This window comes from Syntrophus aciditrophicus SB (genome assembly GCF_000013405.1).
GTDB classification, from domain to species: Bacteria; Desulfobacterota; Syntrophia; order Syntrophales; family Syntrophaceae; genus Syntrophus; species Syntrophus aciditrophicus.
Genome location: NC_007759.1, coordinates 1,013,503 through 1,038,558, shown reverse-complemented (window position 1 = coordinate 1,038,558; position 25,056 = coordinate 1,013,503). Strand labels below are relative to the sequence as shown.

Below are 25,056 nucleotides of genomic sequence, written 5' to 3'. Positions count from 1 at the left end.
TTTCGCTGTTGTTGCTTTCTTTTCAAAATCTTCAAATAGTTCGATTATAGGCGATGAATACTCGTAGATGAAACAGACGAAATTCTGCAAACATAAGATTTTTGAAAATTTATCAGACAAAATCCATGAATAATTTCCCGAACTCTCCAGTTATCAAATACTTTCCCTTATGCTACATTTCAAACGTAACTTGCCTGTGAATGAAGAACTGCTGGAAATTAGATAAGGAATCTATGTCAATGGTACGAACAGTGAAGAAAACCGCAGCCATGGTTATGTTGTTGCTTGTTGGGCTCTTAATAGAAGCAGCACAAGTGCAAGCATTTGCAAATATGAAGCATGCTGCACGGGCCATAGCGACAGGAGATATCAACTTATTTGAGTCTATCCTGAAGCGTTCCCAAGCGGTCGTCAAAGCACTTGATAATGATGAAAGAACCCTTTTACATTACTGTGCAGACAGGCCGTTAATCCTCGGCCGATTGTGGATAGACCGTAAATCTGAAAGCCATGGACAGAATCATGATAACTGGCAGGTAAAAAGCAAGGTGATGGCTGAAATACTGCTTTCCCATGGTGCTGATGTGAACGCAAAAGACGTTTTTTACCAGACCCCGCTTCATTATGCCGCGACCACGGGAAACACGGAGGTGGCAAAGATACTCGTAGCCCACAGGGCTGATGTCAATGCCGAGAACAGATCTTATTCCAGCAGGCCTCTTCATCTGGCTGCTCTGAACGGACACACATCCCTGGCTAGGCTCCTGATCGAAAATGGAGCTGACATAAATGCACAAGATGCTTTCGGAGCACCGGTCAATATGACGGCTGGCCGTGATATGCTCGTGCTTCTGTTGGAGAACAAGGCTGATGCGCGCGCGAAAAACAGGGATGGATTCACCCCTTTGCACTTGGCTGAAGATAAAGAAATTGCGCAAATACTTATCGCTCATGGCGCAAAGCTTGACGCGAAGGGATATGCGGGAAGAACCCCTCTGCACCAAGCCGCTATGAGGAACCGCAACGACATGGTGGAATGGTTTTGCTCTAAGGGCGCTCCCGTCAACGCACTGGATTCCAAGGGTCAAACCCCTCTCATGCTTTCTCTGTCGATGCAAGGGTATAACATCGACGCGAAAGAAAGAACGGAAACGGTCAGGATACTATTGAAATACGGTGCAGATTTAAGCTGTCGGGATGCAAAGGGGTGGACTCTGTTGCATTATGCGATGCGTGAAGGAGATCTGGAAATGTTGGATTTGTTCTTAAGCAAGGGAATGGACATCAATGCCAAAGACAAATACGGCTACACGCCCCTGCACTGGGCCGTAACGAACAAGGATAAAAAAATGGTCGAAGCGCTTGTTTCTCTGGGGGCAGATGTCAATGCCCGAAATCTGGAAGGTAATACACCATTATATGATACCTGGGGTGGTTCGAAAGTGGATCTCGAAATCGTCGAGATTCTCAAAAGTCGGGGGGGGATAAAATAAAAATAATCCTAAAAATGATTTAGTTGGCGTTGAGCGGAAAATGACTCTAAAGACTCTTGCCGGTAAGCTTCTTCTGTTTCCTATCGCAATTGAGAACTGGATCGTCCTCTCAATCGGTATTGCTGGGACGATGACGTGGCTTATTGGCGAACTGGAACCAGGATCGTCTGATCCACGGAATTTTATCCTGCTTGCTTTTTTTACCTTCTTTCGCCGGTTGACGATCATCTTCCTCATTTTCGGAGGTCTGGCATGGTCTCTTCGTTGGATGAGGAACAGGATTCTGACCTCTCCCTTAGGTGCGAAGGGAGGAAATTTCCAGCCATGGCTTTTCTTGGTAATCATTATTCTGCTCGTTCATGGAGCCCTTGCTGTCGTTTTTGCATACCCTCTTCCCCGTTTGTTTCAAGAGACTATCCAACTCTTGGAACGATTGGGTGTTTGGGAAGGACTCAGAAAGGGGGGGGAACTTTCAGGACTTCACCTTATCCCTGCTCTCGGCATACTAATGGCTCCATGCATGGCACTTCTGGTGGCCTTCTCCTTCTGTGTGGGAGCCTTTGTCACATTGGGGTATCTCCTGCTGGGCATAGAAAACATTTCACGTGTGCTTCTTCGCTCCATTAGTCTCCAAATTGCCTTTCTGTCAGGCCTTTTTTTTACTCTGAATCTTTTTGATGCAGGCATACAATCTGTCGCAGGAGGGTTAACCGAGCAATTTGCTACCGAAAATACGCAAATTCTTACTTGGCTGACTGGTCAGATCGAAGACTTTTCCCCGCTTGTCTGGCATTTTGTCTGGCTTCTGCCTGGCTTTTTTATCTGTGCGGCGATATTGATCCGACAAGCTCAGCAAAGGTCATTGCCGGATGAAAACGAAACAGTAAGGCCCTTTACGGAACAAGTCCCAATGCATATGCCGGAAAGACTGCCTATGCATGTTCACCAAGAGACGCTCACATCGGAACCGACTCAGGGAAAGCATATTGGCAGAGAGATATAACCCAAAGTTGTGGACAGGATAGAAAGAAGGCGTATCCTCCAAACGTTTAATCCAAAAAACGAAGCCCCTTTAGCAAGAAGGGGAGGAAAGGATACGCCCGTGGAGAATAATGACCGCGATTATTGGGAAAAGCAAGTTAAAGAAGAAGCAAAGAACGTCCTGGAACTGATTATCCGAGAAGGAGCCTGCCGGATGTTGCAGGCGGCGATTGAGAACGAAGTAAGCGAGTACATTGACCGCTTTAAGAATGAAAAAGACTCCAGGAACAGGCGGTTAGTTGTGAGAAACGGTTCCTTGCCTGAAAGAGAGATCGTAACAGGTATCGGCCCCTTAAAGCTAAAACAGCCCAGGATTCATGACAAAAGAGAAGATCAGCTTTTTACGAGCAATATTCTGCCGAGATATATGCGCCGGATTCCCTCGGTTGATGCCTTAATCCCAGCACTGTATCTTAAAGGAATCTCCACGGGAGATTTCAGCAAGGTGCTGGAATCCATATTGGGGAAGAATGCATCGGGGCTTTCCGCGACCAATATCGTCCGGCTGAAGAGGCTCTGGGAGCAGGATTATAAAGACTGGGCCAGACGAGATCTTTCCTCCAAACGATATGTTTATTTCTGGGCAGACGGCATTTACTTCAATGTTCGTTTGGAAGATGCCGAGAATAAGCGGCAATGCATCCTGATCATTATGGGAACATTGGAAAACGGGAAGAAAGAACTCGTCTCCATTCTCGATGGCTATCGGGAAAGCAAACAAGCCTGGCAGGAGATGCTGGGCGATCTCAAGCACAGGGGTCTTAAAGAAGGTCCCAAGTTGGCAGTGGGCGATGGAGGTCTGGGATTCTGGGCAGCCCTGCGGGAGGAATTTCCGGAAACAATAGAGCAACGTTGCTGGGTTCATAAGACTGCTAATATTCTGGATAAGATGCCCAAGAGTATTCAGCCGAGAGCCAAGGTGCATATCCGGGACATGTACATGGCGCCAACAAAAGAGGAAGCCCTCAAGGCCTTTCATCATTTTCTGTCACAGTATCAGGCGAAATATGAAAGGGCTTGCAACTGCTTAGAGAAGGATACGAACAGTCTTTTCGCGTTTTATGATTTCCCCGCAGAGCACTGGCGTCATATCCGGTCTACCAATCCTATTGAATCCACTTTTGCCACGGTCAGGCTGCGCACAAATCGGACAAAAGGCTGTGGATCACGGTTAGCAACGCTGACCATGGTTTTCAAGCTGGCAATGGAAGCGGAAAAAACCTGGCAGAGAATCAAAGGGCATCAACTTATCGGAAAGGTCATTGAAGGAATCCGGTTTGTTGACGGCCTCATCATGCAAGAAGCGGCTTAATTTTGGCTGAGAAGGATACGCTGAGAAAAGATATCATCCACAACATTTGACAATATCTCATTGGCAGACTTGTGGAGATGGATGAAAGGTTCAAGGATAAATGGTATTTGGTTAAATATAAGTTCTTTTCAAACCCGTTCTATAAAGATTTTGATGTTTACGATTCCAGCAATAACGTGGTTTTTACCGCACGAATGAATGCATTGAATCCTGTTACGAGAGATATAGTAGTTTATGAAGTGAACAAAGCACGATCTGAGATACTTTTAATCAGCGGAAAACATTTTATCCGTTGGCCAAATAATTTCGAGATGACAAGCATAGCGACAAGGGAAAAAATCGGAACTTTCAGAAATGGCCCTGCCGGATGGGCAGTCCTCGATGAATACGGGCGGCAAGTCGCAATACTGAAACGGATAGAGGACCCATCAGGAGCTATAATGTATCAGATTAGGATGGACAGTACATCTGTCTGCGAATACAGATTTATAAATATCATAACACCAGTCATTATGATCGATTTTCCTGATGAATCAATATTCAGCAAAAAAATGGGGATTGGACTGGCGTTAGTTCTTGGATATCAGTCGGTAGCATTTAATTATACTTATCAGGGTTGGTGACAATTACTCACCCCCTTTCCTTACCTGGCCTTGCCATATTATATTTCTATAATCAATTTTAACCCGTAATGTTTAATTGTCTTTATACCATGGGAGTGTGGCGTCGCAGATGCATTCTTGCAAAATGATCTTGATATCAATCATTTCCTTCCTTTAAGGACTCTTTATCAGCCTCTCCGGCATTATCATATGCTCCGCCCGAAATACGGCCAGACAGGATCGAAGGAGGCAGAACCCATGAAAATAAACGACGCTATAGCCCTGTTTCTGGATCTAAAGCTCCTCCAATAGCTGGAACCAAGGTTATCGTCTTACTCTCTTCATCCCTCATTTTTCCAGCACCACTTGGCGAGGTATTTGGTCTCAATGCCCTTGATGATGGTTTGTGCTGGCTCATCTTTTCACTCACCTTGCTGAACTTTCTATTCAGAGCCTTTCCTGAACCACCGTTGCCGGTCGCACCTTTGCTGCCGATGACTACGTATTCCACAGCCGATGCGGCAAAAACAGGAGATACCGATGCAACGATAAACAGTACTGCACATCCCACCGCTAACCATATTTTCATAACGACCTGCCCTCCTTTCCTGTCTGGAAACAACTAATTATCTGTCTTTTTTAAACCTCTCGTAAAAGACAAGTATTTTTCTTTTCTATTCGATGATCATACTTTTTGAAATCATTACATTATCGACTATTCCCTTCCGAAGAGGTCCTATCCGAGCCAGCACTTCGATATCCCTGATGAGTTCCTCCGTGCGCTTTGTTGATCTGCCTTTCCGTTTCCTACCTTCATTTATTGCTCAGGAAAATAAATACATAAATTTGTACAAGAGATTTCTTTAACATTGTACTGACCGCAATGGTGTCGATTGTTTAGAGCTTTAATCACCGTCTCAATAACTCGGATGGAATCAGGGGGTGTATGCGCTCCATAGGGACCAGATAAGAAATATGGGGAAATGGCAATGAAGATTTTATCTCAGGTTTTTCAGAGTTCATAGGCTCGGAACTGGCGCCGTATAACGAGGCACGAGGTCGATCATCAGCCTGGTGCGCGATCAATCGAAACAAGGTGTATTCTGGAACCTGAGACAGTGCATCATTAACCTGCCTGCCGATGCGAGAAAATCGATGCCGTAATCAATCTTTCCCGGGACAACATCACCTATAGGCGATAGACAACAAAGCAAATAAAGAGAAGTTCCGCTCCGGCCGCATCGACTGCACCTTGCTGTCGGCCAGGACGGTCGCCAGCTTAAACCCGCATCCGGAGGTGTTTCTGACATCTTCCGGTATCGGTATCTATGGGGATTGCGGGAGCGTTATTTTTGGCGAGACCAGCCCAGCCGGAAAAGGCTTTCTGGTTGATACAGGCCCGGAATTGGGAGGCTGCCGCATTGGTTGCTCGAGGTGTAGGGATACGCGTTGCCCATCTTCGCATCAGCCTTGTGCTCAGCGGTGAGAGGGACATACTGTGCAGATTGCTGCCTTGGTTCAAAGTTGGTCTTGGTGTGGCGCTGGATTCGGGGTATCAATGCATGAGCTGGATCGCCATAGGGGATTTAAACACCGCAATCAATGAGACATTATGCAACAAGTCGCTGTCCGGACCAATAACATATGGGCGCCGAATCCTATCATCAATCGCGAGCTTACGAAGGCGTTTAATCATGAAAATAAAAAATTTGTTTTTCCTGATTCCGGCACATTAAACCATTTGAGTGATCATGATGGAAAAATTTTCCCAAACCCGTCGTGATCAGTAAATGCCTTGTTTTTTAATATTGCCGTTATGATGGTGGGATGATCGATGCGCCTTCTGTGGACAGGCTGAAAGCTGATGTGTTGTTCTACCCAGTTTGTCCGGAACCGGAGATTGGATTGGGCGTTTCACGCAAATCCATCCGGATTGCCTCCGTGGATGATGGAAGCAACTTTTGTCTGCTCAAAGTATTCGCTTAGTTCAATATTATTGCCTCCTGTGGTTCATCTCAACGTAAATTATTCTAACTGATTGGGAATTAAAGCACCTTGGTCTTCCCATTGCGCGCTTAGTTTCACGTACCCGTCGGCATCAAATTTTCTCTTTAGCCCCCTGTCATTCATGTATCTGACGTTACCGAAAATGTTTCGTTCCCTCCAGGGGCGGTCATGCTTCCCGAAACACCATGCAACGCCCATAAAACCATTGGGCTCCCTTCCATCCAACTCGTACTTGTTGTTGAGATATATCGCGGTATGGAAAGCTTCTTCAGGAGTCTCACACCACTCGATAATTTTTTTTCCCCAATACATTCTCATATAACCGTGCATCTTTCCCTTCAACACCATCTCTTTCTGCGCGGCGTTCCAATACGGATCATGTGTTTTCCCATCCTCTAATTCCTTGCGAGAGTAATGATAGGGCCGTTGGTCCTTCTCATGAGTCCTCAGACTTTTTTTCGCCCAGCCTGGGAGGCATTCAAATGTATCATAATGTGTATTGTAGAATACGAAGTTGATGCCCAACTCTCGTCTGACAATGAGTTCCTCAAGATAGGCCTCACTGCTGGTTCTGCCAGAGTTCAAGATCCTCAGCGCGATGTACAGAGGTGATATCTGTCCGAAATGAAGATAGGGGCTCATGAGGGAGAGACAGTCCAGAGTTGGGTCATTTCTGTGTTCAGCATAATGCTCCAGTTTCTGATCAATGAACACATCAAGATGCTTCCTGCCCTCCTCAAAGCCTCCTCGAAAAAAGCTGACACATTTAACGCTCCGGTCAATATCGAGGCGCAAGATGGCTCTTTCCACATCATCGATGGGAAAAGATTCAAAATCGAGAGAAAGAGAATCGGCCATTGGTTTGGTTTCTTCCAGAGAAATCAGGTACTGATTCAATTTTTGGTGGATTTTTTTTCGGATTGTTGCTGCAGAATATTCCTCCTTGGACGAAGTTTCTTCAATAGGAACTACCACATCACTTTCAACCTGAATTAGAGGACAATCCATGGAAGCAGCCGCGACGTTTCTCCAAGCTTTTTGTATTCGAAGATACCCTCTGTCCACAACTACCAGAGAAGCATCCCGGCTCATCATTACAACTCCAAGTTCCGGTGAGCAGTGTTGAATTACAAGTTGAATACCTCTTTTCTCAAGGGTGCGCTTCGCATCACAAAGGCCCTCCAGCATAAAAAAGTAGTGCCGTTCATTAGCTTCTGGGAAATCGTCGACAATACCGAAAAAAACAACTACAGGTTGGCAAAGCGCATTGGCTTTTCGGATTGCGTATTCCAGAGCGTGATTACATGTCTCTCTCTGAGAGGCCTGCATCCAATACAGGACATACTTTCCTTTTTTCAACTCTGCCTTATTCAGCGATTTAACTCTTTCCTTCTGAATCATGATGATCCTTTCAGATGGTAATAACTACATTTCACAGCGGCCTTTGCTTTTTCCCAACGAGAGATAAGCCAACGTTGTGGACAGAATAGAAAGAAGGCGTATCCTCCCAACGTTTAATTCAGAAACGAGCCCCCTTAGGTAGAGGGAGAGGAAAGGATACACCCATGGAGAATAATGAACGTGATGTTTTGGAAAAGCAAGTCAAAGAAGATTCAAAAAGCGTCTTGGAGTTGATTATCCGAGAAGGCACTTGTCGGATGCTGCAGACGGCGATCGAGAATGAAGTCGCTGAGTGGTATAAGTGGTATATTGATTACTTCAAGAATGAAAAAGGCTGCCGAAATATGGTGTCCCATGAAGTTGCGGCATGAAACTAAACCAAGAACAGCTTCACACTTATAAATCCCTGTTACCCGTCCAATTTATCCCGACCATTTCTAATGACTGGACAGCCATTAAAAATAAATGTGGGAACAAAATGCTTAAGAAACAAAAAAGAGCTTAACCATAAATAGCTAAGCTCTTGATTTTATTTGGCTGGGGAAACAGGATTCGAACCTATATTCACGGAGTCAGAGTCCGTTGTCCTACCATTGAACGATTCCCCAGTGCGGTCTGTTAAAAAGATCGGTTCTCCAACCCTGCTTCAGTGTAATTCCTGCAGGCGGGTTGCAATATAATGTGATTGATTTTGTATGTCAACAAATTTCTCAAAAACAACACGGATGAAAAGCTGTTTTTTGTGGAAGGAAGTATAGGAATAACGGCCTTGTATAATCAATGCGGCACGAGAAAAATCCCTTTTCAACCCATCGGCGATTTCCCCCGGATTGAAAAGGGATTTGTGACTCACTGCTGATTCTGATGAGATTTTTATTCGGCTGCCTTGCATCCGGCGCAACAGGATGAATCGCCACCACCGCACGAAGGGGTCTCGCTGGAAGAACCGGCCGCCTCTTTCTGTCTGGACTCCAGCGCGCAGGATTTCTTTCCGCCGTAATCGGTTACATACCATCCTGAACCCGACAGGTGAAAGGAAGATAGAGAGATCATTTTCTCAACACTTCCCTGGCAGAATTGACACTGCTGAACCGGCGCTTCCGTGATTTTCTGAAAAACCTCGAATTCCCTGCCACATTTCCGGCACTTGTATTCATAAATCGGCATACCTTAAACCTCCATCATTTATCTTTTAATGGAATATATCTCCAATTTTGTATTGATTGCTGAAGCAGTCCAGCACAAGATTAAGGTCGTGATGCATCACTGGCTGCATAATCTGTCGGGTGATGGCATGAACGATATCCTCTTCCCGGCTTTTTTCTTCCTCCGGGGCCTCAAAGTTGAAATGTCCATCGTCGAAACGGATGACATGGACCAGTTCGTGCGCCGCGATATAAAGCATCAGGGGAGAAAGCTTGATAAAGGAGTTTGCCCGTTCCACGGCATCCAGAATCCGGTTGTCCTGCAGGCAGACCCGGTAAAAGAAAAAGCTTTTCGAGACACCCTGATGATCGTGTTTCTCATACCGGTAACGGCAGAGATGAGCAAAGGCGCATTCTTTAATTTCATGAGATTCCAACTGAATCAGGGTTCGGATATCGTACCGGTACGCCCGGAATGCGTCTTGCCCTAACCGGTAGTAGCTGCCCACGAGCTTTTCCGCGTGGCCAAACACTGCTTTAGCCAGAGACATCTGCGACGGATTGAAATACCTTCCCCTCATGATATCCCTTCCACTCCTTCAGGCGTCCTGAAAATTTAATGGAATTATAAACATGATTTTCGTCTTGTCAATATGACTATGTTCATATCCTGTTTATTTTGTTTTCGGCGCATCTACCTCCCGAGCCTGCATGTTCCAGACTGCTTCATAAAACTCAACCACCCCGCCATCCGGCTGACAGAGGCCGCAACGGACACTGCGTTCGAAGGACTTCAGTTTTCCCCGGTACTGGTATCGGCCGCCGGCAATGATCTTCATGTTGATCTGCCCCATGGAAACCGGGGTGGCATAGATCACCCAGCGTTCACTTCCCGAAGACTGGGTTCTGTTGAGTTTAAAGCGGTCGCCCTCATCAGGGATCCGATAGACAACCCCTGCTTTGAATAAAGAAGTCTGCCGGTAGATGTTGGGAAGCAGTTGTTCCACTTCCCCCCGGCTGCCGATACGAATAATGCGGCCATAAAAATCACGATTGCTCCTGAAATACACGGTGACTGCCTTGCCGTCCCGAAGCAGCCCCGGATCAGTCCAGAGTCGCACGTCCAGCATTTCCCCGGAATGCCGCTCAAGGGTCGGCTGGGAACAATCATCGGCCGGAAAAGTCTTCGGGGTGTAAGGAACTTCCGCTTCAATCCAAATCCCGCGGTTCCCCTTACTCCATTGCGCCATTTCTTTTTTGTTCAAGATCCGGATCGCAGTACCCGTCAGACGATAATCAAAATCTCGATTCTGTTTCTTTTTTTCATTCAGGAACGTCCTGGCTTTGGCCAGAACAGCCGTCTTCGCTTCCTTCAGGGCCTGCGTCCGCCATTTTTCCAGAGACGATTTATCCGTCGCTGAAGGGGCAGAGCCCTCCGCGCAGACGATGAGAGAGCGGCGTACCTCGTCGGAAATGTCAATGACAGTGCGATCCGCGGCACCGGCGTTTAATGGGAGAGTTATAGAGAACAGCAGGAAGAGGATGAAAATCTGCATTCCGGACATCACTTTCTTTTTCATGAAAACCTCCGTCTGAGAATAATCTCTCTTAAGATCTGTGACCAACTTGAGCAAATCGTGTATGAGATTTTCATGCCAGATTGCCGTTTTCAGGCTCAGTCCGCGGTTCCCGACATTCAGTCACTTTCCCGCCTTATCAGTCTTCTGATTGCAACCGGATATCCGTATGGCGCACTTTCCGCTGGTTGTATTCACTGGAATCCTCTGCCCGTCAGCAACGTTGTCTTCAACGAAACAGAAAACCCATTTTGGGGCTAGCGGGGAATAGGGGTCGAGGTCAGCAGATATTTGAGATCATCATCTTCAAATCGGATGGCCAATCCTGCGAAGGGAGAACGATTCCCCTCATCGCTGATGAAGTCATCCCACCCCGCAGTCAGATAGAGATGCTTGAACAACCGGTATTCCGCATAACCCTTGAGATGGGCATCCCGGTCATCGGAAAAATCGAAGGCTTCGAAAGTGAGTTTGAGGTTGTCGTTCAGGGTCAGATAATCGATCCCGACACCACCCGTCGACTCGAAAAGACCCCCACGCAGCACCACGTTGCGGAACCGCTTGCCGAGCTGGGCATTAAAGAGCAGTTCGCTCTTGTCCCATTCCTCCGTGCGGGTCGTAACGCCGTTGACAGTGGTATCCTTGACGGTGCGCCTCCCCCGGGGATCATTGACAAGGCCAAGGACGTAAAAACGGTCGTGTCTGGGCTGGATGCGGACATCCAGATAGCTCTTCGCATCGCTCTTGTCAAATAGATATTCCCCCCGATAGCTGAGGAATGTGCGGAACTGCTCCGCTTTATTGACATAGCGGTTGATTCCGCCCAGGCTCTCATTCAGATTGTCGACGGTTTCCTGTTCGTTAACCAGTTTTCCGATGGTCCCTTTGCCCTGGTCGATCTTTTCGGCCACACTTTCCAGCGAGGTCATGGTTCGATTGAGTTTCTCGGCCATGGTCTTATCTGTCAGGAGTTGACCCATCGTCCCTTCGCCTCTTTTCATGCCCTCGGAAATATCGCTCAGGGCGGCGAAGGTCTTTTCCATTTCCCGGGAAGCCGATTTGAGACTCTCGATCATCTGCGTCACGTTTTCATCGTTTCGAGTCACCATCGAGTTGAGATTTCCCGTCAGTTCACGGGTATTTTCCAGCATGGTGCGCAGGTTTTCCTCGTTGTTCAGGACGACCTTGTTCAAATTGCAAGTCAACTGCCGGGTATTCTCGATGATGGCCCCGATGGATTCTTCCCCTGCCTGGCCGCCTAGCACCTTGCTCAGCGCTCCGCTCACGGCTTTGACGTCATCGGCGATAAGGGCGAACTGCTGAAGGAGGCGGTCAATATCCGCCGCCCGTTCGGCAACGGCTATCTGTCCCCCCGGCGCGATATACCCCTCGCCTTTCGTCCCCGGAGAAAGCTCGATATATTTATCCCCCAGAACGCCGTGCGTTTTGATCGACGCCATCACGTCCCGCTCCAGTTTTACATCGGGATTGATGCGCAGGGTCACCATAGCCTTACCGTCCTTCAGGCGGATGGACTCGACCCTGCCCATTTCAACCCCGGCAATCTGAACGGAGGCATCTTTTTCGAGACCGGAGACGTTGTCAAAGGCGACCTCCACCCGATAACCCTTTTTCAGACCAAACCCCTGCTGCCCAACCCGAAAAGACATGTATCCCAGGATAATCAGCCCCACGAGAACAAACAACCCGACTTTTGCCTCCGAACTTATGGCGGTCATTCCAACCTCCAGCCTGCGCGCAGGTGTATTAAAAATAATAACACTTCACTCCGATCCATATGATTTCGCGGCCCGCCCTGCCGGCTGGAATCAGAGAATCTGGATTGGTCCTTCGATGCGGCCTGCAAGAAATTGCTTCAGCACCGGATTGCGGGACGCCCGGATTTCTTCCGGCGTTCCCTCTTCGATAATGCGCCCTTCGTAAAGCATGGCAATCCGGTGGGCGATCCTGAAAATAGATTCCACGTCGTGGCTGATCACCACGCAGGTGAGATTGAATTTCTTCTGGGTTTCCACAATGAGCTGATTGACCGCCTCCGCCATCACAGGATCGAGGCCGGTGGTCGGCTCATCGAAAAGGACGATCTCCGGCCGAAGCGCTATCGCCCTGGCCAGCCCAACCCGTTTTCTCATACCGCCGCTCAGTTCCGACGGCATTTTCCCCTCGATTCCCGAAAGGCCTACGGCCCCCAGCCGGTCTGCTACGATCTCGTGGATTTCTTCTTCCTTAAGACGGGTATGTTCCCGAAGGGGAAAGGCCACGTTTTCCCCAACTGTCATGGAATCAAAGAGAGCCGCCTCCTGAAAAAGCATGCCGAATCTCTTACGAATCTCATTGAGGTCCCTGTCGCTCATCCCGGCGATATCGTCTCCATCTACCAGAATCCGACCGCTGTCCGGCTTCAGAAGACCGATAATGTGTTTGAGAAGCACGCTTTTGCCTCCCCCGCTGCGTCCTATGATCACCGTCGTCCTTCCGGCTTTGATCTTCAGATTGAGCTCGTCAAGGACCCGCTGCGTCCCGAAGGATTTGCATACATCAATCAATTTAATCATAGAAATTTAGAATATTCATGTATTTCCGAGAACCGGCTAAAACATGATGGCGGTCAGGAAATAGTCGCCGACCAGGATGCTGATCGACGAAAGCACAACGGCTTCCGTGGTCGCCCGGCCGACGCCTTCAGCCCCTCCCCGGGCATGAAACCCTTTGTAACAGCCTATGAGCGAGAGGATCAGACCGAAGCAGGCTGCCTTGATCAAGCCGTTGTAGATGTCTCCCAGTTCGACGATTCTGGTGATGTTCTTTACAAAAACCCCTTCATTGATGTTAAGTACGCTGACCCCTACAAAATAGCCGCCTAAAATCCCTACAAAATCAGAAACAACAGTTAGCAGAGGCAGCATCAGGATCGAGGCGATCATTCTTGGCACGATGAGGTGCTGAATCGGATTCGCCGCCATGACGTAAAGAGCATCGATCTGTTCCGTCACTCGCATGGTTCCCAGTTCGGCCGCCATGGCGGAACCCGCCCGGGCGGTGACCATCAGGGACGTAAGCACCGGTCCGAGCTCCCGGGTCATCCCCAGGGCAACGGTGGCCCCGACCAGACTCTCCGCGCTGAACATCTTGAAGCCGTGATATCCCTGAAGGGCCATGACCATGCCGGTAAAGGCCCCTGTAAGTACGACAACAAAAATCGACTTCACGCCGACAAATTCCATCTGTTTGAATATGAGTCGGAGGCGAAGGGGGGGGCGAAACGTCCAAGCGACAACAGAAAGAAAAAGAAGGATAATCCTGCCCATTTCCTCAACCCCGTGCAGGATTCTCCTTCCCAGAGAATCGGCGAAAGCCGTGAGGATTCCCATAAACTTTTACAGCGGTCCTTTTTTGCCGGCGTGAACGGAAAGAGCCGCCTCCAGAATTCGGTCAACCAGTCCGGTCTGGGTTATTCCCGATGCGGCGGCCTGATGGAAGAGAACGGTGGACGGCGTCATTCCCGGCTGGGTGTTGGGTTCGAGCACTAGAACCCGGCCGGCGGATGTGACAAACATATCGATCCGGGCGTAACCCTTCAGATCAAGGGCTTCAAAGGCCTTTACGGCCACCTCCTGAATCTTCATCAGGGTTTCCCCGGGAAGGCGGGCCGGGGTCTTGTTTTCCCCCTGACCATAGAGAAATTTATCCTCCAGCGAAAGCACATCAGATGTGGCGATGGTTTCCGACGGGGTCAAAGCCGTTGGCGGATTGCCGCCCAGAATGCCGCAGGTCACTTCCATGCCGTCGATGAATTCCTCCACCAGGGCCGTGCAATCCCAGAGAAAAGCACCGTTGAGGGCATCGGAAAGCCCTGCCCGGGACATTACCTTCTTCACGCCCGTGCTGCATCCTTCCCGAGAGGGTTTGACGACGCAGGGAAAACCGATTTCCTGTTCGATCCGCTCAAAAAGGGCATTCTCCTCCTCCGGTTTCCATGCGCCGCGGAAAACCGGGACCGTCCGGGGAACATCGATTCCGTTGATCTCCAGGACCCGCCGGCTGGCAAGCTTATCCATTCCCAGCGCAGAGGCAAGAACGCCGGAGCCTGTATAGGGGATTTTCAAAAGCTCCAGCAACCCCTGCATGCAGCCATCCTCGCCATACTTGCCGTGCAGAGCAAGAAAAACGAGATCAACCCGGGTTTTGAGCTCTTCATAAGGAACCCGCACGGCCTCTTCGGCGAGATCCTCTTCGACATCACGGGTGCAGTTTCTCATCAGCAGCTTGAGGGGTATTTCCCACAGGGCGGCATCGCTGTCCATGAAGATGGGGATGGGGCTGTACTTCCGGCGGTCAATCTTGCTGAAGATATTCCGCCCACTCTCCAGGGACACCTCTTTTTCAGAGGACAACCCGGCCATGATGATGCCTACGCGCAATTTTGTCTCATTTTGACTTTCCAAGGATAGCCTGCTCCTTATTTAAATTTCTGACAAAAAGGTTAAAAACATTCCCTTTAATTTCTGGAACAATCCAAAAAACTGATCCGTCCTGCCCGCATTCTCGCGTCATCGGCATAAGCATTCAGGAGCACCTCCTGAGAATTGTTGACCGCTGTCTAAAAACCGACACTCAACGCCAGGAAGGGTCCGGAGAAAGACGAATTCAGATAAAAATCATCTTCATCGACATCGATCTTGAGATGCCTGTACCCGCAATGGAGATCAAGAAACGGAAAAGGAGTCCATGAAATATCGGCCATGGCCTCATAGAAAACATTTCCGGAATAGCCGATGCCGGTCACTTTAGCCCGCGCTTCGAGGATATTGGCCAGAAGTCCGATATGGGCGCCCGCGCCGACCATGGGAATGGGCAGGGAAAAGGTTTCCTTCGTTTCTCCCACGGCGTCGGAATTCAGTCTGGCTTCGCCATCGAGATATTTCACTTTTCCAATGGCCCCAAGGGAAAATCCGGCCAGAAAGTTTTCCAGATTGATGAGATCAACCTGGTATTCCAGATCCAGCATCCAGGCTTCCAGGTCGGCATCCACGGCTGTTCCCCGGGAATATGCTTTACCTTCGAACCGGATATCCTGATTCAGAATCGCCGATCCGGAATAGTCGATTGGGGTGTACATCAAACTGAGGTGATGCCTCCCGACGCCACCGTAGATTTCCACGGAGGGATAATTCTCGTCCCCCATCCCGAGATCATCCTCCAGGTCTAATTCCGTCCCCCTGCTGCCGTCTTCATCCGCTCTCATATCGGCATTAATGGAAGGAAACCAGTAATAGGCCCTCGCCCCCAGTTCAAGAGCATGGCCCGATCCCGTCGCCGAAAAAATTAAAATCAACCCCAGTAAAAACCCCAAACCCGCATTCAAAGCCTTCCCCATACCAGCCTCCACATTCACCGAAGTTTTTTAACTGCACCCATGATACCCGTCCATCCGCCGTCGGGAAACTTTATATATAACTCCCGGCACTGGCAGCAATCCGTCATTTCGACAAGTTCGGCAGTCCTGCAAAGCGTGTTTCTGCGATTCCGGCAACCTTCCTGCCTGTTTATTTGGCGGGCCTGTCCTATAATGAGATTTCCCCATTTTGTAAAGATGTTTCAGGGCATTACCCGACGCCAGGCTGAACTCCAAGTTCTGCGGGAGAGAACAAACCTGTCCTTCTTCCCTGTAAAAGTGCGTCACACCAACTCCGTTATTGATTTCTGACGTCCGCCCCGTAGATGCCCGATCGCCTGTTCCTGCCGCTTGAATGTCATCCCGTATCCGAAATGAATCACAGCGGTCCCTGCTTGGCCTCATGGATTCGAATCGCGTTTTCGATGAGTGTCGTGATGATCATGGAAGGCAGCATCCCGGCGCAGGCAGCCTGCTCAAAGAAGAATGAAGAAGGCGCCATTCCTGAAGAAGAATTGGGATCGGTAATGAGTATCCGTCCGTCATTCAGGATGAACCCGTCGATGCGGCCGTAGGAGCGGAACCCCAGGGCTTTGAAGGCCCGGATCACCTCCGCTTTGATCTGTTCCGTTACGTCGGGCGGAATCGTTTTCGGAGGGGTGAATTTCCGGCAACGCCCGGGCATATATTTGTCATCATAAGTAAAAAATTCACTTTGAGGATGAATTTCCGTCAACTCCAGGGGATGGAATTGACCCTCTTCCTCGAGGACAATGCAGGAGAACTCCCTGCCCTCCAAGTATTCCTCGACAAGCACGGCCCGGTCCCACTTCAAGGCATCCTCCATCCCTCTTTCCAGATCAGCTTCATCGCGCACCACGGTCACCCCGACACTCGATCCTTCACGGATCGGTTTGGTAAAACAGGGATAGCCAGGAAATTCTTTCACCCTGTCCTTGACGATCTGGCTGTCCTGCCGCCATTCTTCTTCCCTGACGAGAAGACTTTCGGGTACGGCGACACCGGCCGCCCGCAGGATTTTCTGCTGCAGATGCTTATCCATTCCCAAGGCCGAAGCCATCACCCCCGGTCCGGTATAGGGAATCCGCAGAAGCTCCAGCAGGCCCTGAATGCACCCGTCATCCCCGTATTTGCCATGCAGGGAAATAAAGGCGAAATCAATTTCCTTCTTTAAATCTTCATATGCGATCCGCCGCGCCTCCCCTTTCAGCCGCTCCGTGATATCCCTGGTTGTATTCTGCGAAATGAGATGCCAGGGCAGAATCCACAGCCCCCCCTGGGCATCCATAAACACCGGCACTCCCTCGTAAAATTCCGCATCGAGGTTATCGTAAACGTTCCGCCCGCTGTTCAGGGAAACCTCCCGTTCGGAAGACATGCCTCCCAGAATAATTCCTACTTTCAATCTGCCCATCAATACCGCCCTCTTTTCATCTCCCGGGAATCAGACTGCCAATCCCGCTCATTAAAAAATTATTTTTTCCTGTTATTTCTCCGCGTTTCGCACGGACCATCATTTTGTTCATTGCCCTTTGACGCGTTCAGATCCCGCATCGTCCCACAGAAAGGTCACACCGCTGTTGGGGAAGACCCATTCATCATCCCTTATCCGGAGATGAATGGAGCGCCCGGTTTCCCTGGTAATTTCCGGATAAGGTTGCCTGCCGGCAAAAAAACTGACCTCCCGGACGGAGGCAATCGGCGTTCCTTCATAGCAGAATGTGATGTCCAGTCCTCTCGTAGGATAAACAAGGTAAACGGAAAAAAAGCGCCTGCTTCGCGCCGTGCGGGTGACGATCTCCAGTTCCACCCGGACCTGCCGGCTCAGCTTTTCCCGCAGATACTCGCCGCCGCACCAGACTTCATAGCCGCGCCCCGTATTTTCCGTGCGGATCACCGGAACGTCCTCCGAATCGATCCGTACCCGCTGCACCCGGAAGTCCCGGTCACGCACGGGGAAATGGCCATCCTGAAGAAGCCATCGGTATTCACAAAGCGGATCTTCAAAAAACGAGGACAGTTGCTCGCTGTTACCCGCACAGCCGATCAGGAAGACAGGATTTCGGAAAACCTTGGTATATTCAATCCGGGTTGTCACCCGGAAATCATCGGAATCCCCTTCCCTCTCCGGTGCCTCTTCTCCGGCAGGTTCTGAAACGGCAATTTCATACCGGAAATTCGAGCGCAATTCCAGTTGCCGGTCATCCTTGCCGAAGAGCGCCTCGAACATTTCGTAGAAAATGGCGTCCCCCAATTCCTCGCTGCGCGCCCGAACCTGAAAACACTGGCGGATCATCCCGTCGATCCTTGCCCGTGACCGCTCCTCATGGGGAATAAAAATCCTTCTCAGACGCGGCTCGACAGCATCAGTCTTCCCTTTCTGCAGAAAAATCCGGGGAGCCCGCTTTCCCAGGGCGCAGAGAATATCATAGCTGATGGTCCGGACCCGGACGGCGATATCATTGGCAGAAATGACTTCTTCTCCCTGCCGCCCCATAAGGACCACTTCATCGCCAATATGGCAGTCAGGAATCGCGCTTACATCCACCGTGGTCATGTCCATGGAAATCCGGCCGACAACAGGCGCCCGCCTTCCCCGGATCAGCACCTCCCCCTGATTGGACAGAATCACGCCATAACCGTCTCCATAGCCGACAGGAAGCGTCGCAATCCGCGAAGGCCGTTCCGTAACGTAGGTCCGGTTGTACCCGATGCTTGCTCCCGCAGGAAACTCCTTGAGGAGAACGACCCGGGTCTTGAAACTCATGACCGGCCGCAGATCCGCTCTGTCCTCCGTGGAAGGAGCCGGGTGGATCCCGTAAGACATCAGGCCGGGACGCACCATGTCCAGATGAAACCGGGGATAATTGAGAATCGCCCCGCTGTTGGCCATGTGCTTGATCGGAATGGAGATTCCCATTGCGTTCAGCCTGTCGGTCAGTTCCCGAAACAGGCTCCATTGCTGTTCATTGTAATCGACACAAACCTCGCTGGAGGCCAGGTGAGTAAAAATCCCCTCGACTGCGATGTTCGGAAGGCCAAATATATTCCGAATGATCGCAGGGGCTTCCTCACAAAGCATGCCGCCCCGCCCCATACCTGTATCGATTTCGATATGAACGGGAGACGTAACGCCCGCCCTTGCCAGATGCCGCTGAAATTCCGAAGCAAAAAGAAGATCGGACAGAGACGGGGTCAATCCATACTTAATGATCTCCCGAATCTCCCCGCCTGTGGAAGGACTGAGGATAATGATCGGCGCGGTGATCCCGCTGACCCGAAGCTGTACGCCTTCGTCGGCATTGGCTACCCCGAGGCAGGCGGCGCCGTTTTTCAGTGCCGTATGGGAGATCTCGATGGCGCCGTGGCCGTAGGCATCCGCCTTGACCACCTGAAGCACCCGGACCGCCGGACCGACAAGCCGTCTCAGTTCCGCCCAGTTCCAGGTAAAACTGTCCAGATCGACTTCAACCCAGCTTCGGTATGCTTGTTCTTTCAATTGTGTCATAACCCCGCTCAAATTTTATTTTGACGTCATCGTGAAGACGCCGTCCCAGACCGCTTCCGGCGGACAAACGCGGAGGGTCTCACACCGTTGAATATAAAGCAGAGAGGGGAAATCATCGGGCCGAATGGCCAGAACGCTCTGGAAGGCGGCAACGGCTTCATCCCAGCGGGCCGCTTTGTAATGCTCCAACGCCATGTGAAACCGGCGGATCAGTTCCCCCCAGGAATTTTCGTCTTCCCTGCGGCCCAGGAGCTCATAAATCTTGATCGGCTGCTTCTTTCCCTTGACGCGGACCGAATCCAGTTCACGGCAGCACAGTACATCCCGGACAGCCTCATGGGTAAACTGACTGATCACGATATTGGTCCCGTATTCCTTGTTGATCCCTTCCAGCCGCGACCCCAGATTGACACTGTCGCCCATGACCGTATAGTCAAAACGCATTTCCGACCCCATATTGCCCGCTACCATATCGCCCGAGTTCACTCCGATGCCGATATCGACCAGAGGCCATCCATCGGCTTCCCATTTTTTCTGCAACTCCTTCAACCGGTTCATCATATCCAGGGCTGTATTGCAGGCTCGCAACGCATGGTCCGGTTGTTCAAGGGGCGCCCCGAAAACAGCCATGACGGCGTCGCCGATGTATTTGTCAAGCAGTCCATCATATTTGAAGACGATTTCCGTCATCGCCGTCAGGTATTCGTTGAGCAGACGGACCAGAGCTTCCGGCGGCAGAACTTCGGAAATGGTCGTAAATCCCCGGATGTCGGAAAAGAGGACCGTCAGATTCTTTTTATCGCCGCCGAGCTTTAATTTGGCGGGATCCTTAAGGATCTCGTTAACAACGGATTCATTCAGGTAACGCTGAAAAGCACCCCGCACCTTCTTCTTTTCCCTTTCCTCGGTGACATAGCGGTACACCGTAATGCCAAGGTAAACGAGGAGAATGGTCATGACGGGATAGACCAGATTGAACCAGATCTTGTATCGGGTGAAGATCACAACATTTGCCCCGATGAATGTCTCCAGGATGATCAGGCCGACGAGAACCCCCTGCAAAGCCTTCAGACGGGGGATAACTGTTCCCATGAGCAGTCCAAGCAGGATGATGAAGCACGCGTCCAGGAAAGAAGTCCATCCGGACTGGACAAGAAAGTTCCGGCGCAGGATGTTGTCAATAACCGTTGCATGGATTTCAACCCCGGGGTAGACGGCGCCGAAGGGCGTCACCCGCAGGTCGTAGATCCCCGTGGCAGTCGCCCCGACAATCACGATTTTGTCTTTGAACAGTTCAGGAGCAAGGCGTCCGGAAATAATGTCTCCAATCGAATAGTGGGGAAATGTCTTCGCCGGCCCCAGATAATTGATCAGGAGCCTCCCCGATTCATCCGTGGGAATACGCAGATCATCGATCCGGATGCTTTCCACGCCGAACTCGGCCATGTTGACGCTGAGCATCGGCCAGTCCAGGTATTGGAGTAACAGAGACAGGGCAAGAGAAGAATAATAGTTATCCTGGAATTTGATAAGGAGAGGTGACCAGCGGATTGAACCGTCAATGTCAGGAAAGGCATTGAAATAGCCACTGTTTTCCGCTGCCTCCGACAGTTCCGGCAGGTTGGAGGCGACGCCGTAGGCATGCACAAACGCCGCCTCATCAGGCATCCCCTGGGACTTGACCATCGAGTAGCGGGAGCTACTGATGTTTTCGGCTTTCGCAGCAATTTCCCTTTCACTCAGGTGACTGACATCCTTCGAGGACGTATGGAAAAAGTACCCTAGGGTGACATTCTGCGCCCGCCGGATGGATGCAGCCAGTTGGGCGTCCGGATCATCAGGATTCTTTTTCCCGGAAAAAATTTCGTTCAGTTTCAGGGCATTCACGCCGGCTTGGTCCAATTCCCTTTTGATCCGTTCCAGATCTTTGAGGCCGGCGTTATTTTCAGATTCCGCAAACACAATATCGAAACCGATTGCTTTGGCTCCATAGCCCCTCAGGGCATCCACAAGCCGGGCAATCGTCGTTCTCGGCCATGGCCAGCGGCCCAGTTCGCTCAAGCTCTTCTCGTCGATGACGGCAATGACCACCTTGCCGCAGGAGGGAACCGCCCCCCGTGAAAGCATCCTCAGATCCAGAGCCTTCAATTCCATGAAGCGCAGGAATCTGACATCCATAAAAAAAAGGGTCAATGAAAGCAGGATTACAAAGAGCGAGATTTTTATCGGCGATACTGTAAACAGCGCCTTCCAGCGGTCACTCATCCACGCCATCCCTCATCTGGATAAAAGTGGCAGGATAATATCAAACATCCCCATAATGTCAAGGCCGGCTGCCGATTAATTCCAGCGGACCGCCTTGTGCCGGTCTGCGTTCGACAATGAAGAAAGGGGAATAAGGAGGAGAGGCTGATGTGCTGCTATAAAACGCCGGGCCGGCTCCGGGCTGGATATGATGCCCTCACCAGCGGATCTGGTTGCCGATACGGCGCCCCATCACCTCGGTGGTGTCGGAGACAACGACGACGGCGTCCGGATCCACGTTGCGAACGATCTCTTTGAGGGGCGCCATTTCCCGAAGATTGATGACTGTGTAGAGAATCTGCTGCTCCTGCTCAGAATAGGCTCCTTTGCCGTGCAGGATGGTCACGCCCCTGTTGATCTCATTGAGGATCCGGCAGGAAATGGTTTCACCAAGGGGGGATATGATAAAGAATGCCTTACGTTGATTCAGCCCCGTCACGACCAGATCGATAATCCGTGTGGCGATATAGAGGTATATCAATGTATAGAGGGCATCCTCCAGAGAAAACAGAAGCGCCGCGGCAACCAGAATCATCAGATTGAAGATCAGTTTGGTTGTCCCCAGCTGGACGGAAAAGCGCTGGAAAAAGATCACGGCCAGGATGTCGGTCCCGCCCGATGACCCCAGCGATTTCAATATGATCCCGGAGCCCACGCCCTGGATCAATCCGGCCAGGAGCGCGGCAAGGAGCTTGTCATGGACAGGTATGTCGACATCAACCAGGGCAATGGCTGCTATCAATAACAGCGTCCCCACAACGCTGTACAGAAAAAACCGGCGGCCGATAACGAACCAGCCGGTCAAAAAAAGCGGCACATTCGCCAGAGCATAGAGAAAGGCTACGGAGAGAAACGGGATAAGATAATGGATCATGATTGCCAGTCCCGCCACGCCGCCGCTGAAGAAATGCTGCCGGATCAGTATTCCGTTGACCGCTGCAGCGCATAGAAGACTCCCTGTAAGCAGCAGCCCCAGGTTCCAACTGATATTTTTAAGTACCGGCCACCCTCTCCATCCGGCACGGACCTTCATCTTTTTTCATCCCCGTCTCCCGATAGCCCACCGCAGGAATGGTTCCCCAACGTGCTGTCGGGAAAAGCCAGGCTCGCACACGCAAATCCTTCCCTGCTTTTTTGGATGGCCATAACTCTTTTCTCCTCCTAAAGGGGATGATGCATATTTAAAATTCCTATCACCTTCGTCCGAAAAGTCACGCAGTTTTTCCCTCCTTTTGACATGTTGAAGCCTTTTCAGCGCTTTGGCTTCAATTTGTCTTACTCTTTCACGGGTTATGCCCATCATGGAACCTATTTCTTCAAGAGTGAAAGGACCAAAATTACATGCGACCCAAGTACAATTCAAAAATGATTCGTTCATCAAAAACCACGCGCAGGTGTTATCATGACAGATTTCGGTGAACAATACTCCCTTTTTCCTGCATTTATATTTATAATGCGGGTTCAAATCGTATTTCTTCTTCATAGCCTCGATCAAACAGCAATCCACCTTTCTTTGCTCGATAGACTCCAGATTTCAGGAAACGCGCAAGAACTGGAGGAATCTTCAATATGTTTTGTGACATCTGATGTTCAGCTTTTCGTTAAACCGGCTTTGCCCTGCTCCTGCTGGTTCTTATCTGAAAAACTGATCCACGTTTCATCTCCACTTTTGTGACATATGAAGTATCAGTTGACGAACCCCGCTTTTTAGCGGGTAAAGTGGAATATATATGCAGGTGCCTGCATCGCGCGGACTGACAGACTGACTTCATTATGGATAAGCGGCTCATATTCAATATCTTTTTCTGGTGTGCCTAATTCTTGTCGTGTGTGTCATTTGGGAATTGTCATATTGAACGACGTCTCATAATTGCGGAAGGCTCTATATCCGCGCCTGTTGACAGGATAATCCCAAGTGCCGTTGCGATGGACTATTTTTCCGCCAAAACCGGTTTTGAAGCGATACATACCGTAAAACGGGTGACCTGGATCTGAAACAGGAGATACTGAACCCATATCATAAGTCAGGCATCCCTTTTGCCGGGCCAACTTGATGGCCTCCCAGTGCAGAGCGTAAGATCCCATCTGGTTGCGTTGTTCATTGGAAGATGCTCCGTACAGATAGATCGCCTGTCGTCCGGAAATGGCAATAATTGCCCCGGCCAAGACGTCCTGCCCCCTGGCGGCGAGGAGAAAAAGGACCTCAGATGATCCGGGATTGTGATCAACAGGGGAAAAGAGTGCCGAAAAATGACGGTAAGAACCCGGCAGAAAACCATTACGTTTGGCCGTCTGCAGATAAAGTTTGTAGAACAACGGCAGCATTTCCACAGAAGCGTTAAACACGGAGATTCCCTTACTCTGTGCAAGGCGGATATTGTATCTGGTCTTTGGCTTAATATCTTTAAAGATGGCCTCTTCGGCGCGAACGAGATCAATAACCAATGCATCGGCAACGGTCAGATCGATCGGCGCTTTCCGAAGAGGCCAGGTACGGGTGCCGATATTCATGCGTAATTCCCGTAATTCCGGAGCGGGGTGACCTGGCCAGGTTCGTCCATCCGTAGCGTCAATGGCATACGGTGATACCCAGGGAAGGTCATAACGGATGAAGGCCACAGTCGAATCCATGTATTTGGTCAGTTCCTGTGACAATGATTCGAGAAAAAGGCCATACTTCTCCGGATCAGGTCCCAATTCAGGTCCTTGGGGAACATAGGCTGCGGCAAAATCATGTTTGAGGGTTTTGATCAGGACCATCACGTCGCCCTGCAGCCCCGTCGACGAGTTGAAATCAAATGCAACGGGTTTCCAGCCGAGATGGGACTTGACCCGCCCCCAGTAGGTAGTTTGAAAAAAAATGTCCGTGGGAAACAATGCGTGTATCTTTTTGGGTTTTATGTCTACATTCACTTGTATCAACCTGCCTGCATCATGACTTTGTCTGGAAGCTTAGGGCCCAACTATCATCTCGTATCATTCGTAACGAAACAACGGTCCCTAACCAACCAAAGCGGCAAAATGGAAGGAGCGTCTGGTGTAACCGGTTTCCCGTGTCACCCGTCTTCTCCTTCCATTAAATTCTTTCTCAATATCGTCCCCATCTATCGGCATCTTACGTGCTTTAAGAAGCTCGGCTTCCCACAATTTCATGCCACTGACTGGATCCGACATGAGGTGCATTACGTTTTTTCCCAAAAAGAAGTCTAATTGACGAAATTCGTATTGT

General features: G+C 50.1%; 21 protein-coding genes, 1 tRNA gene and 1 pseudogene. 6 read left to right on the top strand and 17 right to left on the bottom strand.

Annotation, left to right across the window (positions count from 1 at the left end):
* Positions 1-239: 239 nt before the first annotated feature.
* From SYN_RS04755 to SYN_RS04740, 4 genes are all read left to right on the top strand, one after another.
* Positions 240-1,493 (top strand): ankyrin repeat domain-containing protein, encoded by a 1,254-nt coding sequence (locus tag SYN_RS04755; protein ID WP_041584730.1) that lies wholly within the window; start codon positions 240-242, stop codon positions 1,491-1,493.
* Positions 1,494-1,533: 40 nt separating this feature from the next.
* Complete coding sequence (locus SYN_RS04750; protein WP_011416915.1) at positions 1,534-2,496, top strand: hypothetical protein; 963 nt, start codon at positions 1,534-1,536, stop codon at positions 2,494-2,496.
* A gap of 99 nt (positions 2,497-2,595) precedes the next feature.
* Positions 2,596-3,846 (top strand): IS256 family transposase, encoded by a 1,251-nt coding sequence (locus tag SYN_RS04745; protein WP_041584729.1) that lies wholly within the window; start codon positions 2,596-2,598, stop codon positions 3,844-3,846.
* A gap of 77 nt (positions 3,847-3,923) precedes the next feature.
* Positions 3,924-4,469 (top strand): hypothetical protein, encoded by a 546-nt coding sequence (locus SYN_RS04740; RefSeq protein ID WP_041584728.1) that lies wholly within the window; start codon positions 3,924-3,926, stop codon positions 4,467-4,469.
* A 253-nt stretch (positions 4,470-4,722) separates the two neighbouring features.
* On the opposite strand, the gene SYN_RS04735 is transcribed toward SYN_RS04740, so the two are convergent.
* Complete coding sequence (locus tag SYN_RS04735; RefSeq protein WP_011416912.1) at positions 4,723-5,037, bottom strand: hypothetical protein; 315 nt, start codon at positions 5,035-5,037, stop codon at positions 4,723-4,725.
* Positions 5,038-6,269: 1,232 nt separating this feature from the next.
* Between SYN_RS04735 and SYN_RS17000 the strand changes: the two are divergent.
* Positions 6,270-6,434: pseudogene (locus SYN_RS17000) on the top strand (hypothetical protein); the annotation flags it as partial.
* A gap of 39 nt (positions 6,435-6,473) precedes the next feature.
* Here the strand turns inward: SYN_RS17000 and phrB are convergent.
* Positions 6,474-7,856 (bottom strand): deoxyribodipyrimidine photo-lyase, encoded by a 1,383-nt coding sequence (gene phrB, locus SYN_RS04725; RefSeq protein WP_011416908.1) that lies wholly within the window; start codon positions 7,854-7,856, stop codon positions 6,474-6,476.
* A gap of 164 nt (positions 7,857-8,020) precedes the next feature.
* Here phrB and SYN_RS04720 point away from each other — a divergent pair, with 164 nt between their 5' ends.
* Positions 8,021-8,227 (top strand): hypothetical protein, encoded by a 207-nt coding sequence (locus tag SYN_RS04720; RefSeq protein WP_011416907.1) that lies wholly within the window; start codon positions 8,021-8,023, stop codon positions 8,225-8,227.
* 163 nt (positions 8,228-8,390) lie between these two features.
* Here SYN_RS04720 and SYN_RS04715 read toward each other — a convergent pair.
* The 15 genes from SYN_RS04715 to SYN_RS04640 form a co-directional block, all read right to left on the bottom strand.
* Positions 8,391-8,464 (bottom strand) — tRNA-Gln (locus SYN_RS04715).
* Positions 8,465-8,729: 265 nt separating this feature from the next.
* Positions 8,730-9,023 (bottom strand): FmdB family zinc ribbon protein, encoded by a 294-nt coding sequence (locus SYN_RS04710; protein WP_011416905.1) that lies wholly within the window; start codon positions 9,021-9,023, stop codon positions 8,730-8,732.
* Between the two features lie 25 nt (positions 9,024-9,048).
* On the bottom strand, positions 9,049-9,582 hold the full coding sequence (locus SYN_RS15130) for a hypothetical protein (RefSeq protein WP_011416904.1): 534 nt from the start codon (positions 9,580-9,582) through the stop codon (positions 9,049-9,051).
* Positions 9,583-9,675: 93 nt separating this feature from the next.
* Positions 9,676-10,581 (bottom strand): DUF4384 domain-containing protein, encoded by a 906-nt coding sequence (locus SYN_RS15125; protein WP_049749901.1) that lies wholly within the window; start codon positions 10,579-10,581, stop codon positions 9,676-9,678.
* Positions 10,582-10,835: 254 nt separating this feature from the next.
* Positions 10,836-12,317 (bottom strand): MlaD family protein, encoded by a 1,482-nt coding sequence (locus SYN_RS04690; protein WP_011416901.1) that lies wholly within the window; start codon positions 12,315-12,317, stop codon positions 10,836-10,838.
* 90 nt (positions 12,318-12,407) lie between these two features.
* Entirely contained in the window at positions 12,408-13,154 is a 747-nt protein-coding gene (locus SYN_RS04685; protein ID WP_011416900.1) for an ABC transporter ATP-binding protein, read from the bottom strand.
* Between the two features lie 36 nt (positions 13,155-13,190).
* Positions 13,191-13,970 carry an MlaE family ABC transporter permease gene (locus SYN_RS04680; protein ID WP_011416899.1) on the bottom strand — a complete coding sequence of 260 codons (780 nt, stop codon included), beginning with the start codon at positions 13,968-13,970 and terminating at the stop codon, positions 13,191-13,193.
* A gap of 6 nt (positions 13,971-13,976) precedes the next feature.
* Complete coding sequence (locus SYN_RS04675; RefSeq protein ID WP_011416898.1) at positions 13,977-15,044, bottom strand: D-alanine--D-alanine ligase family protein; 1,068 nt, start codon at positions 15,042-15,044, stop codon at positions 13,977-13,979.
* 155 nt (positions 15,045-15,199) lie between these two features.
* Entirely contained in the window at positions 15,200-15,976 is a 777-nt protein-coding gene (locus tag SYN_RS04670; RefSeq protein WP_041584727.1) for a hypothetical protein, read from the bottom strand.
* A 397-nt stretch (positions 15,977-16,373) separates the two neighbouring features.
* A complete protein-coding gene (locus SYN_RS04665; protein WP_041584726.1) occupies positions 16,374-17,429 on the bottom strand; it encodes a D-alanine--D-alanine ligase family protein in 1,056 nt (351 codons plus the stop codon).
* A gap of 108 nt (positions 17,430-17,537) precedes the next feature.
* Entirely contained in the window at positions 17,538-19,514 is a 1,977-nt protein-coding gene (gene alr, locus SYN_RS15120; protein ID WP_049749900.1) for an alanine racemase, read from the bottom strand.
* Between the two features lie 24 nt (positions 19,515-19,538).
* Positions 19,539-21,788 (bottom strand): CHASE2 domain-containing protein, encoded by a 2,250-nt coding sequence (locus SYN_RS04655; protein WP_011416893.1) that lies wholly within the window; start codon positions 21,786-21,788, stop codon positions 19,539-19,541.
* Between the two features lie 196 nt (positions 21,789-21,984).
* The gene (locus tag SYN_RS04650; protein WP_011416892.1) at positions 21,985-22,860 is read right to left on the bottom strand and encodes a YitT family protein; all 876 of its coding nucleotides are present in this window, start codon (positions 22,858-22,860) and stop codon (positions 21,985-21,987) included.
* Positions 22,861-22,866: 6 nt separating this feature from the next.
* Positions 22,867-23,322, bottom strand: a complete 456-nt coding sequence (locus SYN_RS04645) for a sigma factor-like helix-turn-helix DNA-binding protein (protein WP_041584724.1) — start codon at positions 23,320-23,322, stop codon at positions 22,867-22,869.
* Between the two features lie 338 nt (positions 23,323-23,660).
* Positions 23,661-24,740 carry a lipid II:glycine glycyltransferase FemX gene (locus SYN_RS04640; RefSeq protein WP_041584723.1) on the bottom strand — a complete coding sequence of 360 codons (1,080 nt, stop codon included), beginning with the start codon at positions 24,738-24,740 and terminating at the stop codon, positions 23,661-23,663.
* Positions 24,741-25,056: the final 316 nt, after the last annotated feature.